Source organism: Streptomyces sp. NPDC006450, from assembly GCF_040612195.1.
GTDB lineage: Bacteria > Actinomycetota > Actinomycetes > Streptomycetales > Streptomycetaceae > Streptomyces.
The window spans coordinates 1-14,829 of sequence record NZ_JBEXPT010000089.1; the positions used below are offsets into that span (position 1 = coordinate 1).

General features: G+C 73.3%; 10 protein-coding genes and 1 pseudogene. 8 read left to right on the forward strand and 3 right to left on the reverse strand.

Annotated elements, in window-relative coordinates; genetic code table 11:
- Window positions 1-9 precede the first annotated feature (9 nt).
- From ABZY57_RS23395 to ABZY57_RS23405, 3 genes and pseudogenes are all read left to right on the forward strand, one after another.
- Window positions 10-816 (forward strand): ComEA family DNA-binding protein, encoded by an 807-nt coding sequence (locus tag ABZY57_RS23395; protein WP_356514936.1) that lies wholly within the window; start codon window positions 10-12, stop codon window positions 814-816.
- 236 nt (window positions 817-1,052) lie between these two features.
- Window positions 1,053-3,266: pseudogene (locus tag ABZY57_RS23400) on the forward strand (ComEC/Rec2 family competence protein); the annotation flags it as partial.
- 157 nt (window positions 3,267-3,423) lie between these two features.
- Entirely contained in the window at window positions 3,424-4,284 is an 861-nt protein-coding gene (locus tag ABZY57_RS23405) for a YceI family protein (protein ID WP_356514938.1), read from the forward strand.
- Between the two features lie 18 nt (window positions 4,285-4,302).
- Here ABZY57_RS23405 and ABZY57_RS23410 read toward each other — a convergent pair whose 3' ends face one another.
- Window positions 4,303-4,545 carry a hypothetical protein gene (locus ABZY57_RS23410; RefSeq protein ID WP_356514898.1) on the reverse strand — a complete coding sequence of 81 codons (243 nt, stop codon included), beginning with the start codon at window positions 4,543-4,545 and terminating at the stop codon, window positions 4,303-4,305.
- Window positions 4,546-4,619: 74 nt separating this feature from the next.
- Here ABZY57_RS23410 and holA point away from each other — a divergent pair, with 74 nt between their 5' ends.
- A complete protein-coding gene (gene holA, locus ABZY57_RS23415; RefSeq protein WP_356514940.1) occupies window positions 4,620-5,612 on the forward strand; it encodes a DNA polymerase III subunit delta in 993 nt (330 codons plus the stop codon).
- Between the two features lie 344 nt (window positions 5,613-5,956).
- Here holA and ABZY57_RS23420 read toward each other — a convergent pair whose 3' ends face one another.
- A complete protein-coding gene (locus ABZY57_RS23420) occupies window positions 5,957-7,348 on the reverse strand; it encodes an MFS transporter (RefSeq protein WP_356514900.1) in 1,392 nt (463 codons plus the stop codon).
- A 92-nt stretch (window positions 7,349-7,440) separates the two neighbouring features.
- On the opposite strand from ABZY57_RS23420, the gene ABZY57_RS23425 reads away from it, so the two are divergent.
- On the forward strand, window positions 7,441-8,070 hold the full coding sequence (locus ABZY57_RS23425; RefSeq protein WP_356514902.1) for a TetR/AcrR family transcriptional regulator: 630 nt from the start codon (window positions 7,441-7,443) through the stop codon (window positions 8,068-8,070).
- Window positions 8,071-8,877: 807 nt separating this feature from the next.
- Here the strand turns inward: ABZY57_RS23425 and rpsT are convergent.
- The gene (rpsT, locus tag ABZY57_RS23430) at window positions 8,878-9,144 is read right to left on the reverse strand and encodes a 30S ribosomal protein S20 (protein ID WP_243334768.1); all 267 of its coding nucleotides are present in this window, start codon (window positions 9,142-9,144) and stop codon (window positions 8,878-8,880) included.
- 244 nt (window positions 9,145-9,388) lie between these two features.
- Here rpsT and lepA point away from each other — a divergent pair, with 244 nt between their 5' ends.
- The 3 genes from lepA to hemW all read left to right on the forward strand — a co-directional run bounded on the left by lepA (window position 9,389) and on the right by hemW (window position 14,745).
- Window positions 9,389-11,254, forward strand: a complete 1,866-nt coding sequence (gene lepA, locus ABZY57_RS23435) for a translation elongation factor 4 (protein WP_356514905.1) — start codon at window positions 9,389-9,391, stop codon at window positions 11,252-11,254.
- Window positions 11,255-11,540: 286 nt separating this feature from the next.
- The gene (locus tag ABZY57_RS23440) at window positions 11,541-13,433 is read left to right on the forward strand and encodes a long-chain fatty acid--CoA ligase (protein WP_356514907.1); all 1,893 of its coding nucleotides are present in this window, start codon (window positions 11,541-11,543) and stop codon (window positions 13,431-13,433) included.
- Between the two features lie 79 nt (window positions 13,434-13,512).
- A complete protein-coding gene (gene hemW, locus ABZY57_RS23445; protein WP_356514909.1) occupies window positions 13,513-14,745 on the forward strand; it encodes a radical SAM family heme chaperone HemW in 1,233 nt (410 codons plus the stop codon).
- Window positions 14,746-14,829 lie beyond the last annotated feature (84 nt).

The window sequence follows — 14,829 nt, forward strand, 5'->3', positions numbered from 1 at the left end:
GCGGGGGCTGTGGACGAGCACGAGGCCGGGCCCGAGGGCGCGGCCGCGGCTGTGGCCGAGCCCGCGGTCCGGCCGGAGCCGCTGGTCAGGGCCGGGTCGGCGGTGCGTGCCGAGGCGCCTGCCCGGGGTGAGGCGGCGTCTCCGGCCGAGTGCCGGGAGGTGCCCGGTGGGGCTTTGCGGTGGCTCGCGGTGCGGGAGCGGCTGCCCCTGTGGCTGCACACCCGCTGCGGGGTGGAGCCGCGCACGGTGGCCGCCGTCTCGGTGGTGCTGGTTCTGGCGGTCGGGTTCGCGGCGCAGCAGTACAGGGCGGCCCGGCCTCGGCCGGTGACCGCACCCGCCGTGGTGGCGCCCGTGGCGGCCGCCCTGCCGGCCCCCACCGCGGCGCGGGCGGGCCCCGGCGCCGGTCCCATCCTCGTGGACGTCAGCGGCAAGGTCCGTGACCCGGGGGTGCGCAAGCTGCCTCCCGGCTCGCGCGTGGAGGACGCCTTGGCCGCCGCCGGGGGAGTGCGGCCCGGGACGGACACCACCGGGCTGAACCGGGCGCGCGTCCTGATGGACGGCGAGCAGGTACTGGTGGGCGCTCCGGCCCCGCCGCCGGCGACGGGCCGGGGAGGCCCCGCCGCAGGGCCGCTGAGCCTCGGCACGGCCACCGCCGAGCAACTGGACGGGCTGCCCGGGGTCGGACCGGTCCTCGCGCAGCACATCGTGGACTTCCGCACGGTGCGCGGGGGCTTCCGCTCGGTGGAGGAGCTCCGGCAGGTCAACGGGATCGGTGAGCGCCGATTCGCCGATCTGCGTGAGCTGGTGCGGCCGTGAGCGGGGGCGGCGGAGCGGGGACGGGTCCGACGGGGCGGGATGCCCGTGCGCGGGGCCCGGCCGGGCGGGAGGTGGCGGGGGAGGCTCCGGCCGGGCGGCGGGAGCGGGGGCCGGTGGATGTGCGGCTGGTGGGGCCGGCTCTGGCCGTTTGGGTGGCGGCGGCGGTGGCCCTCGGGGTACCCGTCGGCCGCAGTGCCGTGGCGGCCGGGGTAGCGGTGGGTGCCGCCGGGCTGCTGATGCTGACGGGCCGCAGGCGCTCCGTGCCGTTCCGCACGGCCGTGGCGGCGATCCTGCTGTGCGCGGCCGCCGGCGCCGGGGTGGCGTGCCTCCAGCGGGCCGAGGCGCGAGCCGGGCCGGTACCGGAGTTGGCCCGGGACCATGCCCGGGTGCTGGCGGACCTCACCGTAGGCTCCGATCCGCGGACGGTCCGCACCGGGAGCGGGCCACCGGTCGTGGTGCTCGACGCCGTGGTGACCGGGGTGACCGGGCCCGACGGTGCCCGGACCCGGGTGTCGACCCCGGTACGGGTGCTGGCGGGACATCCGGGGTGGGCCCGGTTGCAGCCCTCGACACGGATCGCGGTGGTGGCCCGGCTGGCCCCGGCGCGGGGCGGGGAGCGGGCCGTCGCCCTGCTCCGGCCGGCCGGGGACACCCCGCCACGGGTGACCGGCGGTCCGGATACCGTCCAGCGGATCGCCGGGCGTCTGCGGGCCGGGCTGCGCGAGGTCACCGACGGGCTGGCGCCGGACGCCAGGGCCCTGCTGCCGGGACTGGTGGTCGGGGACACCTCCCGGGTGGAGCCCGATCTGCACGACGCCTTCCGCGCCACCGATCTGCTGCACCTGCTAGCCGTCTCCGGCTCCAACCTGACCGTGGTGCTCTTCCTGCTCATCGGGGCCCCGGCCCGCGCGCAGCAGGCCGAGAGGGGCGGGCTGGCACCGCGCCTGGGGCTCTCGCTGCGGGCGACGGCCCTGTGCGGGGTGGCTCTGACCCTGGCCTTCGTGGTGGTGTGCCGGCCGGAGCCCAGCGTGCTGCGGGCAGCGGCCTGCGGTTCGGTCACCCTTCTGGCCATCGCCACCGGGAGGCGCAGGTCCCTGATCCCGGCGCTGGCCGCCGCCGTCCTGCTGCTGGTGCTCTACGACCCGTGGCTGGCCCGGAGCTACGGCTTCCTCCTCTCCGTCCTGGCCACCGGGGCGCTGCTGACGCTCGCTCCCCGGTGGAGCGAGGCCCTGGTGCGGCGCGGCATGCGGCCCCGGTGGGCCGAGGCGCTGGCGGCCGCGGCGGCGGCCCAGGCGGTGTGCGCGCCGGTCGTCGCGGTGCTGTCGGCCCGGGTGAGCCTGGTGGCGGTGCCCTGCAACCTGCTGGCCGAGCTGGCGGCGGGACCCGCGACCGTCCTGGGGTTCGCCGCGCTGGCGGCGGCCCCGGTGTGCCGGCCGTTGGCCCAGGGACTCGCCTGGTGCGCGGGCGTGCCCGCGGGGTGGATCGCCGCAGTGGCCCGGGGCGGGGCGGGGCTGCCCGGGGCGGAGCTGGGCTGGCCCGGCGGGGTGGGCGGAGGGTTGCTGCTCGCCACGGCCACCTCGGCGGCGGTGGTGCTCGGCAGGCGGTTCGGCCGTGGGCGATGGCTCGCCCCCGCCCTGGCCGTGGTCCTGCTCCTCGCCGTACTGCGGCCGCCGCTGGTCACTCGTACGGTCAAGGGCTGGCCGCCGCCCGACTGGAGCTACACCCAGTGCGCGGTAGGCCAGGGGGACGCCGCGGTACTCGCCGTGGGTCCGGGTACCGCCGTGGTGGTGGACGCGGGCCCCGAGCCCGGGCCGGTGGACGTGTGCCTGAGGGAGCTGGGGGTGAGCCGGGTGCCGATGGTCCTGCTGACGCACTTCCACGCCGACCACGTGGGCGGGCTGGCGGGGGTGTTCAGGGGCCGCTCGGTGGGTGTGGTGCAAGTCACCGGGCTGGAAGAACCGCCGGGGCAGGCCGCGTTCGTACGGCGCACGGCGGCGGCCGCCGGGATCCCCGTCGTCCGTGCCGTGGAGGGGGAGCGGAGGCGGGCCGGGCCGCTCGAGTGGCAGGTGCTGTGGCCGCCGACCGGGGGCGCGCCCCCCGAGGGCCCCAACGATGCCAGCGTGGCCCTGCTGGTGCGCGGCGCGGGCCTGACCCTGCTCATGCTGGGCGACCTCGAACCGGGCTCCCAGCAGGCCTTGCTGAGGAACCATCCGGAACTGGGGCCGGTCGACGTCCTCAAGGTCGCGCACCACGGCAGCGCCCATCAGGATCCCGGACTGTACAAGCGGATCCGGCCGCGCCTCGCGATCGTCCCGGTGGGCGCCGGGAACAGGTACGGGCACCCCGCGGCGGGTACGCTCGCCCGGCTGCGGGAGTCGGGCGCGGCCGTGCTGCGCACGGACGAGGACGGTTCGGTCGCCGTCACCGGCAGCGGCCCGCGGCTGCGGGCGTTCCCGGCCATCCGGCGACGGGTGCGGCACGGGCATACCAGGAGTGACCACTTCGTTTGCCCACAACCCGACAGCATGATCGAATGCGTTTTCGCCAGAGCGGTCCAAGCCCACACAGCACGGGGGTGCATAAACCATGTTCAGTCGCAGACGGGGGATGGAGACGGCGGGAAGCGCCAGTCCCCAGACATCCGCGACACTGACGCTTCCTCATACCGCGCGGCTGCTCAGCTGTCGGGTCCTCGACACGGTCCACCAACCGGTCCGGCAGGCCACGTTCGAGGTGACCGATCCGATAGGCCGACGGATCGTCAGCGGGGAGACCGACCCCTACGGCGGTTTCACGGCGACGGTGCCGGCGGGCGAGTACCGGCTGTCCGTCACGGCCGAGGGCTACGCGCCCTTCCACGGGGCGACGCTGGTGGGGGACCCGGCGCAGCCCGGCACCGGGGAGATCGTCCTGGACTCGGTGGATCCGCCGCTGCTGCCGCAGCCGGGTCACTGGGAGCTGGATCCGGGGCATTCGTCGATCGGGTTCACGGCCCGGCACATCGGATTCGCCCGGATCAACGGCCGGTTCAACACCTTCGCCGGCGCGGTGCGGATAGCCGAGCGCATGGAGGACTCCTCCATGCACGTGATCATCGACGCGACGAGCATCGACACCGGGCTGCGGATACGGGACGACCACCTGCGCTCCGCGGACTTCCTGGACGCGGCCCGCCACCCGACGGTGGAGTTCTACAGCGAGCGGTTCATCCACCGCAGCGGCAGCCTCTGGTCCGTGGCGGGCGCCCTCACCCTCCACGGGGTCAGCCGGTCCGTCACCCTGGACACCCAGTACCTGGGTCTGGGCACGGGCCTGGAGGGCGAGCCGAGGGCGGCCTGCCGGGCGACGGCCGAACTGAACCGCGAGGACTTCGCGCTGACCTGGCAGTCGATGCTGGCGCACGGGATCGCCGCGCTCGGTTCGACCGTGGAAGTGGCCCTGGACGTACAGATCGTCCACAAGGCCTGACCGGGCGGGGTCCGGCGGCTACGGGGCTTCGAGCCAGCCGTCGTACTCGGCGGCGAGCTCGTCCAGGGCCGCGGCGTCCAGCCGTTCGCGCGGGTCCTCGACGACCACCAGCCACTGGGCGTCCTCGGCGTCGTCCTCGCCGGCGAGGGCGTCGCGGACCAGCTGCGGTTCCTCCGGGAGGCCGAAGCGGTCGACCACCTCCCGCGCCACCTCCTCGGCGGTGTCGCGGTCGGGCAGGACCAGTACATGTCGCACGTTCACCCGGACATTCTCGGGTACGGGGGAGGGGGCCGGGGCGCGAGGGTCTGTCAGTGCGGCGTGGGATGCTGGAGGCGATGGCCACCAGGAAGAATTCCACCGACGATCCGCTCGCCCCGCTCACCCTCGCGGTGGGGCAGGAGGACCTGCTGCTCGACCGCGCCGTGCGGGAGGTCGTGACGGCGGCGCGAGCCGCCGATGCCGACACGGACGTGCGTGACCTCGCCTCCGAGCAGCTCCAGCCCGGCACGCTGGCCGAGTTGACCAGCCCCTCGCTCTTCTCGGAGCGCAAGGTGCTCGTCGTGCGCAATGCGCAGGACCTCTCGGCCGACACGGTCAAGGAGGTCAAGGCGTACCTCGGCGCACCGTTCGAGGAGATCTCCCTCGTCCTCCTGCACGCGGGCGGCGTCAAGGGCAAGGGCCTGCTGGACGCCGCGCGCAAGGCGGGGGCCCGGGAGATCGCCTGCCCGAAGATGACGAAGCCGGCGGACCGGATGGCGTTCGTGCGGGGAGAGTTCCGGACGCTGGGCCGTTCGGCCACGCCCGAGGCCTGCCAGACGCTGGTCGACGCGATCGGCAGCGACCTGCGGGAGCTGGCGAGCGCGGCGGCGCAGCTGTGCGCGGACGTCGAGGGCACGATCGACGAAGCCGTGGTCGGCCGCTACTACACCGGCCGGGCCGAGGCCTCGAGCTTCACCGTCGCCGACCGGGCGGTGGAGGGGCGCGCCGCGGAGGCCCTGGAGGCCCTGCGCTGGTCCCTGTCCACCGGGGTGGCCCCGGTGCTGATCACGAGTGCGCTGGCCCAGGCGGTACGGGCGATCGGGAAGCTGGCCTCGGCCCCGCGGGGGGCCCGTCCCGGGGACCTCGCGCGTGATCTCGGCATGCCGCCGTGGAAGATCGACCGGGTCCGGCAGCAAATGCGGGGGTGGTCCGCGGATGGTGTCGCGGATGCCCTGCGGGCGGTGGCGGATGCGGATGCGGGGGTCAAGGGCGGGGGCGACGACCCGGAGTACGCGCTCGAGAAGGCGGTCGTGGCGGTCGCCCGGGCGGCACGGACCCGCCGGGGATAACCCCTGATTTCGGAGCCGGGCCCTTGGTTCCCGAGCCGCCCCCTGGTTTCCCCGGAGCCGGGCTCCTGGACTCCCGAGTTGAGCAACTGGGTTTCAGAGCTGAGGTCCTGGGACCCGTAGGCAGGCGGGCCCTGAGCCCCGGGTCCCGCGCGGGCGGCCGTGGTGTGGACGGCCGTGGTGTGGACGGCCTGCCGGCGCCGGTGCGCTGCTGCGGGTGGGTGGGCCCTGCGGGGCTGTCCCCTACCCGCCCTTCGCCCGTTCCCCGGGCTCTGCCCGGACCCGGTCCTCGGACGCCGGACGGGCTGGAAGGGCTCTGCCCGGGGTGGGTCGGTGTGGGTGGTGGGTCAGTGGGCCATGGCGTGGGGGGAGGTGGGGTCGGGGTGGCCCGGGGGGAGGAGGAAGGGGGTGGCCAGGGCCAGGGCGAGGGCCGGGTAGGCGAGGGTGGTGAAGTCGGCCGAGGCCAGGGCGGCTATGGCGAGGGCCGCGCCCAGTTCGTGCGAGGTGCCGACCAGGCCGGAGGCCAGGCCGGTGTGGGCTGGGGCCACTTCGGAGAGGGCCGAGGTCGTGGCGCACACGAAGGCCGCGCCGAGTCCGAGGGCCAGCAGGGCGAAGCCGGGGACCAGGCCCGACCAGAGGCCGCCCAGGGAGGTCAGGGCCGCGCCGGCGGCGGCCAGGGTGAATGCCGCCGCGCCGACCGGGCGCCAGCCGAAGCGGGGGAGCAGCCGGGAGCCCAGGTGTGCGCCCGCGGTGGCGGCCACCGCCGCCGGGAGGAAGGCAAGCCCGGTGACCAGGGGGCTCCGACCGAGGGATTGCTGGATGTGCAGGGAGCTCAGGTAGAACCCGGTCACGAGCAGGCCCGCGGCCCCCAGCATCACCGCGCTGCCGCCCAGCAGGGAGCGCCGGCCCGGCATGGCGGGGGGCATCAGCGGGTTCGTGGAGCGGCGTTGCGTCGCGACCAGGAGGGCAACCGCGACCAGGGCGCCGATGGTCGGGAGCCAGGAGCGTTCGGTCAGCCCGTAGACGAGTGCCGCCGCGGCCAGGGTCGGCAGGAGGATCGCAGGGACGTTCAACGGTGTCCGGTGGCCGGGATCCGCCGCGCCGGCGGGGCCGCGGAGCGAGCGGCCGAGCAGGAGCGGGACTCCGAGCAGGGCGAGTACGCCGACGGGCAGGTTGAGGTAGAAGATCCAACGCCAGCCGGGCCCGTCGGTGAGGATCCCGCCGAGCAGGACCCCGAGGGCCGCGCCGGTGCCGCCGATCGCCGCCCAGGCACCGAGGGCCCGGTGCCGGGCCGGGCCCTGGAACAGGGTCGTGACCAGGGACAGGGCGGCCGGCGAGAGCAGGGCCGCACCGACGCCCTGTGCGGAGCGGGCCGCGATCAGCGTGGCGGCGTCCGCCGCGAGTCCGGAGGCCGCCGAGGCGGCGGTGAACAGGGCCAGCCCGGTCAGGAACGTCCGCTCCGCACCGAACCGGTCCGCGAGTCGCCCGCCGGCGAGCAGGAGGGCGCCGAAGAACAGGGTGTACGCCGTGACGACCCAGGTGAGGCCGGGGCCGGAGAGGGAGAGGTCGGCGCCGATGGCGGGAAGGGCGACGTTCACGACGGTGACGTCGGCGATGAGCATGAACTGGGCCAGGCAGAGGAGGACGAGGAGGGGGCGGCGGTGCGGGTGCGGGCTCGGGTGGGGATGGGCGTTCCGGTCCCGGTCCCGGTCCTGGGCGTGCGGGGCGTGTGAGGGCATGGCGGAGCCGCTCCTAAAGTTAACAGGGGTGTTAGGGATTGAGTATGCGGCCCCCTCCGGGGAATGTGAACAGTGGTGTTAAGTTTGTGGGCATGGTTTCCGACGCACCCCGTCCCCGCCGCGCAGACGCCGAGCGCAACACCGCCGCGATCGTCGACGCGGGCCTGGACTGTTTCCTCATCGACCCGCAGGCGAGCATGGCCGCCGTCGCCCGCGCCGCCGGAGTCAGTCGCGTCACGCTCTACTCGCACTTCCCGACCCGGGAGGCCCTCCTCGACGCTGCCCTCGACCGGGCCGTCGACGAGGCCGCGGCCACGCTGGAGGCGCTCGACGGTGAGGGTGGGGCGGCCGGGGAGGAGGGCGTGGAGGAGGCCCTCGGGCTCCTCATCCGCAGCTCGTGGCGGATCCTCGACCGGCACTCCGCGGTGTTCGCGGCCGTCTCCGCGGCGCTGCCGCCCGAGCGGCTGCGCGAGCGCCACGACCGGATCCTCGCCCCCGTCCGCCGGCTGATCGGCCGCGGCCGGGAGAGCGGCGAGCTGCGCGCCGACCTGTCCGCCGACTGGCTGGTCACGGTCGTCTACAGCCTGGTCCACGCGGCCGCCGCGGAGGTTCAGGCCGGGCGGATGGACCCCGTCGAGGCGCCGGAGATCCTCACGGCCACCGTCCTCGCCGCCGTCACATCCCACCCCGCCGCACCGGGGAGGCCTCCGGGCCAGGCCTGAGAGGTCCGCCCCCCTCTGGGTTGGCTCCGGGGCCGCCCGGGCCCCGCAGGGCCGGGCAGGCCGGGGATGCCGAGCGGCCCGGCGCTCCAAGTCGGCCCGGCTCAAGTCGGGCCGGGCCCTGGGCAGACCGGGCTCGAGTCGGCCCGGGCCCTCGGCGGGCCGGGCCCTGAGCCCTGTGCCGTCCAGAGCTCCCCTACGCCGCGGAGGCCCCCGAACGGCCCGGAGCTCTGTGTGGCTCGTAGGCCCAGGGTCTGGAGTGGGGCCGGAGCTCCCCGGGGAAGCAAGCGGGGCGGGGCCTTGTGCGGGCTTCGCTCTGAGAGGCGTGCGGTCCGGATTTCCCGTGTTGCCCGGCGCCCCGTGCGGCCGGTAGGCCCCGAGCGCTGACCGGACCGGGGATCGGAGCGGGTCGGGCCCGGAGTGGGGTCGGTGCCGAGGGGGTGGGGACGCGTACGGCTCGGGGGCCCGTGAGGCCGGGGCTCCCGGAGGTCTCCGAGGTACGGGCGGACTGGGGCAGCCGTATGTCCCTGACATGCGACGTGCGGGGCGCCTCACCCCCCGGGGGGCGTCCGGTCCCGTAAGTCCCGGACGCCCCCGGGGCGCACCGCGGCCGGGCCCGTGCGTCGCGGAGGGCGCCGCATGCCGAAGGCCCCGGCCGCTGCCCTGGGGAAGGGAGGCGGTCGGGGCCTTCGGTTACTTCTCGGGTTGCACCGCACCCGCGTGGCGAACGCTTCGTGTGCGGCGCGGAGTGCCGGTCGGGAGCGGGAGAGAGGGCCCGCTGGATCCCGGCCCGGCGATCACATCAGGAGCTCAGCCCTGAAGGGAGGCAACCTTGATCGCCAGCGCCGACTTCTTGTTGGCGGCGGCGTTCTTGTGGATGACACCCTTCGAGACGGCCTTGTCGAGCGCGCGGGAAGCGGCGCGGGAAGCCACGGTGGCCTTCTCGACGTCACCGGCGACGACGGCCTCACGGGCCTTGCGGATGGCGGTCTTGAGCGAGGACTTGACGGCCTTGTTGCGAAGGCGAGCCTTCTCGTTCGTCTTGTTGCGCTTGACCTGGGACTTGATGTTCGCCACGAAAGAGCCTTTGCAGGTTCAGAGATTTGATCTTCGGATTGCGTCCCGTAGAGCTAGAGGGCACACGAGACACAGCTGCTCAGGTTACCAGCTGCCGTCCGACCGGCCCAAACCGAGCGCACTCCTCGGTTCATGGGACCATGGGAGCCTGCGTATAGATCCGACTAGACCCGACCAGATCTGATTTCGCGCAGACCGACGCCCACACTTCGTTCCGACTGCGACCCGAGAATCAGGACACTGCGTGCCCGCGATCCCCAGCCACGTGCCCGAGCCGAGCCGTACCGACCCGGCGCTGATCCGCAATTTCTGCATCATCGCGCACATCGACCACGGCAAGTCGACCCTTGCCGACCGGATGCTCCAGCTCACCGGTGTGGTGGACTCGCGGCAGATGCGCGCCCAGTACCTCGACCGCATGGACATCGAGCGTGAGCGCGGCATCACGATCAAGTCCCAGGCCGTCCGGCTGCCCTGGGCGCCGAACACGGGCCCGGACCAGGGCACGACCCACGTCCTCAACATGATCGACACCCCCGGGCACGTCGACTTCACCTACGAGGTCTCGCGCTCCCTCGCCGCGTGCGAGGGCACGGTCCTCCTGGTGGACGCGGCCCAGGGCATCGAGGCGCAGACCCTCGCCAACCTGTACCTGGCGATGGAGAAGGACCTGGCGATCGTCCCGGTCCTGAACAAGATCGACCTGCCGGCCGCCCAGCCGGAGAAGTTCGCCGAGGAGCTCGCGAACCTGGTCGGCTGCCAGCCCGAGGACGTCCTGCGCGTCTCGGCGAAGACCGGTCTCGGCGTGGACGTGCTGCTCGACAAGATCGTCGCCACGGTCCCGGCCCCGGTCGGCCCCAAGGACGCCCCGGCCCGCGCGATGATCTTCGACTCGGTCTACGACTCGTACCGCGGTGTCGTGACGTACGTGCGTGTGGTCGACGGCCAGCTCAACAAGCGCGAGCGCATCCGGATGATGTCGACCGGCGCCACGCACGAGCTGCTGGAGATCGGCGTCTCCTCGCCCGAGATGACCCCGGCCGACGGCATCGGCGTCGGCGAGGTGGGCTACATCATCACCGGCGTGAAGGACGTCCGTCAGTCCAAGGTCGGTGACACCATCACCAGCCTGAACAACGGCGCGACCGAGGCCCTCGGCGGCTACAAGGACCCGCGCCCGATGGTCTTCTCGGGCCTGTACCCGCTCGACGGCTCGGACTACCCGGACCTCCGCGAGGCCCTGGACAAGCTCCAGCTCAACGACGCCGCGCTGGTCTACGAGCCGGAGACCTCGGCGGCGCTGGGCTTCGGCTTCCGCGTCGGCTTCCTCGGCCTGCTCCACCTGGACGTGGTGCGCGAGCGCCTGGAGCGCGAGTTCGGGCTCGACCTGATCGCCACCGCGCCGAACGTGGTCTACCGCGTCGTCATGGAGGACGGCAAGGAAGTCTCCGTCACCAACCCGAGCGAGTTCCCCGAGGGCAAGATCAGGGACGTGTTCGAGCCGGTCGTACGGGCCACCCTGCTCGCGCCCTCCGAGTTCATCGGCGCGATCATGGAGCTCTGCCAGCAGCGCCGCGGCACCCTCCTCGGGATGGACTACCTCTCCGAGGACCGGGTCGAGATCCGCTACACGCTGCCGCTCGCGGAGATCGTCTTCGACTTCTTCGACCAGCTGAAGTCCAAGACGCGCGGCTACGCCTCCCTCGACTACGAGCCCACCGGCGAGCAGTCCGGCAGCCTGGTCAAGGTCGACATCCTGCTGCACGGCGACAAGGTCGACGCCTTCTCCGCCGTCTGCCACAAGGACGCCGCCTACGCCTACGGCGTGCGGCTGGTCGCCAAGCTGCGCGAGCTCATCCCGCGGCAGGCCTTCGAGATCCCGATCCAGGCGGCCGTCGGCTCCCGGGTCATCGCCCGCGAGACCATCCGCGCCATCCGCAAGGACGTCCTCGCCAAGTGCTACGGCGGTGACATCTCCCGCAAGCGGAAGCTGCTGGAGAAGCAGAAGGAAGGCAAGAAGCGCATGAAGATGGTCGGCTCCGTGGAGGTCCCGCAGGAGGCCTTCATCGCCGTCCTCTCCAGCGACGAGTCCGGCAGCAAGAAGAAGTAGCCGGACGGCGCAGCCGTTGGATACGAAGCAGGCCCCCGTGCTCCGGCACGGGGGCCTGCTTCGTCCCGGGACGCCGACAGGAGGCTCCGTCGCGGGACACGGTCCGGCTTCGTTATGAATCGGCGCCCCAAGGGCTCTTACGCGCCAGGCGGAGGGCCCCTAGTCTGATCACTGCTCGTTGGTTACTCGCCAGTTACAAGCCCTGACTCAGCCACCCACCCTGATTCGTCACCCGTCAGTCCCCCCGTGACGAGCCAGGCCCTGCCGCGTGGTCCGGAGGATGTCCGTGAGCGACACACAGACCTTGATCGAGAACCGCCCGCCCACCGTGGCGACCCTCTTCCTGGAGCGTGTCGCCGCCACGCCGAACAACGAGGCCTACCGCTATCCGGTCCCCGCCGCGGACGGGCAGGGCGGCCCCGACGACTGGAAGTCGATCAGCTGGGGCCAGGCCGCCGAGCGCGTCTTCGCCATCGCGGCCGGGATCATCGACCTCGGGATCCAGCCGGAGCAGCGCGTGGCGCTGTCCTCCAACACCCGGGTGGAGTGGATCCTCGCCGACCTCGGCGTGATGTGCGCCGGCGGCGCCGTGACCACCATCTACCCGAGCACGAACGCCGAGGAGTCGGCGTTCATCCTCTCCGACTCCGAGAGCCGGATACTGATCGCCGAGGACGCCGCGCAGCTGGCCAAGGCCCGCGAGCGGCGCGCCGACCTGCCCGGCCTCGCCCACGTGGTGGTCCTGGAGGCCGCCGACGCCCTCGCGGCCGACGGCGACCCCGAGGGCTGGGTGCTCTCCCTCGACGACCTGGAGGCGCGCGGCCGGGAGTACCTGGCCAAGCACCCCGAGGCGGTCAAGGAGCGGATCGCCTCCATCACCGCCGACCAGCTCGCCACCCTCATCTACACCTCGGGCACCACCGGGCGCCCCAAGGGCGTGCGACTGCCGCACGACAACTGGTCGTACATGGCCAAGGCCACCGTCGCCACCGGCCTGATCACCAAGGACGACGTCCAGTACCTCTGGCTGCCGCTCGCGCACGTCTTCGGCAAGGTACTCACCTCCGGTCAGATCGAGGTCGGTCACGTCACCGCCGTCGACGGCCGCATCGACAAGATCATCGAGAACCTGCCGATCGTGCAGCCGACCTACATGGCTGCCGTTCCGCGCATCTTCGAGAAGGTCTACAACGGGGTCGCGGCCAAGGCCAGGGCCGGCGGCGGTGCCAAGTACAAGATCTTCAAGTGGTCGGTCGGCGTGGCCCGCGAGTACGCCAAGGTCACCCAGGACAACTTCCGCCGCACCGGCCGCGCGAGCGCCCCCCTCGGCCTCTCCACCAAGCACAAGATCGCCGACGCGCTCGTCTACTCCAAGCTCCGCGAGGCCTTCGGCGGCAACCTGCGCGCAGCCGTGTCCGGTGCCTCCGCCCTGGCCCCCGACATCGGCTACTTCTTCTCCGGCGCCGGCATCCACATCCTGGAGGGCTACGGGCTCACCGAGTCCAGCGCCGCCTCCTTCGTCAACCCCGGCGAGGCCTACCGCACCGGCACCGTCGGCAAGCCGCTCCCCGGCACCGAGGTCCGCATCGCCGACGACGGCGAGGTGCTGTTGCGCGGCCCCGGCATCATGCAGGGCTACCACGGGCAGCCCGAGAAGACCGCCGAGGTGCTGGAGGCCGACGGCTGGCTGCACACGGGCGACATCGGCGAGCTCTCCGCGGACGGCTACCTGCGCATCACCGACCGCAAGAAGGACCTGATCAAGACCTCGGGCGGCAAGTACGTCGCCCCGGCGGAGATCGAGGGCCAGTTCAAGGCGCTCTGCCCGTACGTCTCCAGCATCGTCGTGCACGGGGCCGACCGGAACTTCTGCACCGCCCTCATCGCCCTCGACGAGCCCTCCATCCTGGTCTGGGCCGCCGAGAACGGCCTGGAGGGCAAGACGTACTCCCAGGTCCTGGCCGCAGCCGAGACGAACCGGCTCATCGAGACCTACGTCCAGACCCTCAACGAGGGCCTCCAGCGCTGGCAGACGGTCAAGAAGTTCCGCCTCCTGCCGCGCGACCTGGACGTGGAGCACGGGGACCTCACCCCGAGCCTCAAGCTGAAGCGGCCGGTCGTCGAGCGCGAGTTCAAGCACCTCATCGAGGAGATGTACGAGGGCTCCCGGGAGGCGTAGCGCGGGTCGTCGCGGGTGCGCGGCCCGAGGCGGGCACGAGCCCGTAAACGACCTTGGGGCAGTGCGGGACAATGGGTGCATGCCTTCCGCACTGCCCGACGGTGAACCCATGCCCGAAGACGGCTCGCTGCCGCTCCACGCCCTGGCGGGAGCCGGGGAGCGGCCGCTCGGGTTCTACCTGCACGTTCCCTACTGCGCCACGCGCTGCGGGTACTGCGACTTCAACACCTACACGGCCACCGAGCTGCGGGGCACCGGCGGTGTGCTCGCCTCCCGGGAGAACTACGCCGACACCCTGATCGATGAGGTCCGGCTCGCGCGCAAGGTGCTCGGGGACGACCCGAGGGCCGTGCGCACCGTGTTCGTGGGCGGCGGCACGCCGACGCTGCTGCCCGCCGGTGACCTCGTACGGATGCTCGCGGCGATCCGCGAGGAATTCGGGCTGGCCGAGGACGCCGAGGTCACCACCGAGGCCAATCCGGAGTCGGTGAACCCGGAGTACCTGGCGGAGCTGCGCGCGGGCGGCTTCAACCGGATCTCCTTCGGCATGCAGAGCGCGAAGCAGCACGTCCTGAAGGTGCTGGACCGTACGCACACCCCCGGGCGGCCGGAGGCCTGCGTCGCCGAGGCGCGGGCGGCGGGCTTCGAGCACGTGAACCTGGACCTGATCTACGGGACGCCGGGGGAATCGGACGAGGACTGGCGGGCGTCGCTGTCGGCGGCGCTCGGCGCCGGGCCCGATCACATCAGCGCCTACGCGCTGATCGTGGAGGAGGGCACCCAGCTCGCGCGGCGGATCCGGCGGGGCGAGGTCCCGATGACGGACGACGACGTCCACGCGGACCGGTACCTGATCCTCGACTCGGTGATGGCCGAGGCGGGCTACTCCTGGTACGAGGTCTCGAACTGGGCCACCTCCGAGGCCGGGCGCTGCCTGCACAACGAGCTGTACTGGCGCGGGGCCGACTGGTGGGGGGCCGGACCCGGAGCGCACTCGCACGTGGGCGGGGTGCGGTGGTGGAACGTGAAGCATCCCGGGGCGTACGCCGCCGCGCTCGCGGAGGGGCGTTCGCCCGGTGCCGGGCGGGAGCTGCTGTCCTCGGAGGACCGGCGGGTGGAGCGCATCCTGCTGGAGCTGCGGCTCGTGGACGGGGTTCCGCTGTCCCTGCTGGCGCCGGCGGGGCTCGCGGCGTCCGGCCGCGCCCTGGCCGACGGGCTGCTGGAAGCGGGCCCGTACGCGGCGGGGCGGGCCGTCCTGACCCTGCGGGGGCGGCTGCTCGCCGACGCGGTGGTCCGGGACCTGGTCGACTGACCCCCTCCGGGGCCGGCCCTGCGGGGCCGTCCCCTGCCCGCCTTCCGCCGCCCCCGGGGCTCCGCCCCGGACCCCGCGCCTCAA